General features: G+C 67.1%; 1 protein-coding gene and 1 pseudogene. One reads left to right on the top strand and one right to left on the bottom strand.

The window, feature by feature from the left end; translation table 11 throughout:
* Positions 1 to 1,128: WD40 repeat domain-containing protein (locus ABZ622_RS41450; RefSeq protein WP_360552451.1), on the top strand; the 1,128-nt coding region annotated here is incomplete at its 5' end.
* 742 nt (positions 1,129 to 1,870) lie between these two features.
* On the opposite strand, the pseudogene ABZ622_RS41445 reads toward ABZ622_RS41450, so the two are convergent.
* Positions 1,871 to 2,741: pseudogene (locus ABZ622_RS41445) on the bottom strand (hypothetical protein); the annotation flags it as partial.

Below are 2,741 nucleotides of genomic sequence, written 5' to 3'. Positions count from 1 at the left end.
CGGGCCACCGGCACACAGACCGCCGAACTCACCGGCCACACCGGCTGGGTCCGGTCGGTGGCGATCTCTCCCGACGGAGCCTGGATCGCCAGCGCCGGCGACGACCAGTCCGTGTGGATCTGGGACCGGGCCACCGGCACACAGACCGCCGAACTCACCGGCCACACCGGCTGGGTCCGGTCGGTGGCGATCTCTCCCGACGGAGCCTGGATCGCCAGCGCCAGCGACGACCAGTCCGTGCGGATCTGGGACCCAACCCTCCTCGCACCAAGCGGCAACGTCAGCCCGCCCGTCCACCTCATTGCATTCGTCCCCGACGGGGCCTGGATCGTCAGCGCCGGCGACGACGCGACTGTGCGGATCTGGGACCGGGCCACCGGCACACAGACCGCCGAACTCACCGGCCACACCAGCCGCGTCCGGTCGGTGGCGATCTCTCCCGACGGAGCCTGGATCGCCAGCGCCAGTGCCGACGCGACCGTGCGGATCTGGGACCGGGCCACCGGCACACAGACCGCCCAGCTCACCGGCCACACCGGCCGCGTCCAGTCGGTGGCGATCTCTCCCGACGGAGCCTGGATCATCGGCGCTGGCGAGACTGTGCGGATCTGGGACCGGGCCACCGGCACACAGACCGCCCAGCTCACCGGCCACACCGGCCGCGTCCAGTCGGTGGCGGTCTCTCCCGACGGAGCCTGGATCGTCAGCGCTGGCGAGACTGTGCGGATCTGGGACCGGGCCACCGGCACACAGACCGCCCAGCTCACCGGCCACACCAGCCGCGTCTGGTCGGTGGCGATCTCTCCCGACGGGGCCTGGATCGCCAGCGCCGGCGACGACGCGACTGTGTGGATCTGGGACCGGGCCACCGGCACACAGACCGCCGAACTCACCGGCCACACCGGCAGCGTCTGGTCGGTGGCGATCTCTCCCGACGGAGCCTGGATCGCCAGCGCCAGTGCCGACGCGACCGTGCGGATCTGGGACCGGGCCACCGCTCGGACCGCCACACTCATGCGCACGGAACAGCTCATCACCTGCTGTGCATGGGCCCCGGACGGATCCGCCATCGCCGTAGGCGGACTAATCGGACTGTACTTGTACAAATTCAACCCCGGCAGCAGGTAGGGCCTGGAAGCGAACGCGACAGTTAGGGCTCGCAGAGATTCCGCGTCCGCGATCTGCACGAGCACCTCGGCCTGCCCACCGACGAGCCCTCGATCAACGTCACCCGCTCCCGCCTGGGACGACTCGGCCGCCAGGGACTCCTCGAACAACCCGGACGCGGCCGCTATCAGAAACGGACTTAACGCCCTCTGAGATGTGAGGAAGATGAATGGTGTGCCGCTGTGGACAGCTGAGAATGAGCCGACGTCCGTGAATTCCAGAGGCAGTGAGAAGACGCGGATCCCGTTGGCTTCGAGGAGCGGGACCAGGCCCTGGATGGGGGCGTCCGCGAGGTACCAATGCGTGCGAACAGCCTCTGCGGCCTCCTCAGGGCTGCCCCCTTGAAGGCGGGGGACATTCGGCTGGGGGCGATGGAATCGGCTCTCCAGCCAGGGGTTGAGCGACGCGGCCAGCGTTGCGGAACTGAGTGCGCCGTCGCGCTGGCGGGATGCGAGCTCGGACGGCCTGCGCAGGTTCGCCCAGCCCTGCTGAATGGGGGCGGGCGCTGGGGTAGAGAAGAACGATACGGGGAAGCCGAGCGCAGCGGATAGAGAGGAGATCGAGCCCCGGGAGGGTTGCTGACGCTCGTTCTCGTAGGCATTGAGCGAGGTGCTCGTGATCTTGCTGAGGCTGGCTAGCTGGTTGAGCGTCAGTGCGCGTCGCTGGCACGCGAGCAGGAGTCGGCCGGGCATGAAGACGGGCATCAAAATGGGGCCGACATCGGGTTGGGAAAGCTCCGACGATGTACTTCTTGCTGCATCCAGCGCACGAGTGGGTGGCGGCGGTCGCTGTCGTCGTGGACGTAACCGGGAGCGGCCCGGATCCGGATTTCGGTGACGAAGCGCTGCATGTCCGCTTCCTCGCAGGTGAAGGGCAGTCCCCGCAGTTGGGGTGAGGCAAGGAGCTCGGCCAAGGCGACGGTCTCGGGATAGGTGCAGGCCACGATCCTCGGATCGTTCTCGTAGCCGTTCCACTGCGGACCGCAGCACACAGTCAGACGGTGTCGCCAAGGATGTTCGTCGGCGTAGTTCTCCCACCAGCGCCAGCCGAACTCGCTTGCTTCTCTTATGGCGAGGACGACGGCTCTCCATCCGTGGCGGAGAACGAGACGGTGGTAGCGGCGCTGGGCCCGCAACACATCGGGTAGCGAGCCGATATCGAACTGCTTCGAGCTGTCGGCGGTCCAGCGCCCGTGCTTGAGGCAGAGCTTGGTGCCGACCGGGACCCAGTGCCGAACTGGCATGACGACCCCCTTGGCCTTCGTGCACCAAGTGCACGCCTCTTGAGGGGTCCAGCCTGCTTGGACCAGCATCAGGCTGGCGGGTTTGAAAGCGTCCTCGGACGGTTGAAGGTCTGGCAAGGCCCGGAGTAGCCGCTCACGCGGCTGGCCGGACAGTGCGCTGATGCAGTCCAGCAGTGACAGATTTCCCGATGGGATCCAGTCGGCATTGTCGAGCTGTTCGTGGAGTAAGAGGTGTGAGAGTGCAGAATGAGAGTGAATGGGAAATTTATCGTCACCTGAACGTGTGGCGGTGCGGCATTCTGGCCGGTCGGCGGCCATGGGCATGTTGGGC

The organism is Streptomyces sp. NPDC007164 (assembly GCF_040634135.1).
Classification (GTDB): Bacteria; Actinomycetota; Actinomycetes; order Streptomycetales; family Streptomycetaceae; genus Streptomyces; species Streptomyces sanglieri.
Note: the sequence above shows the minus strand (reverse complement) of the source record. Positions and strands in the feature narration are given on the sequence as shown.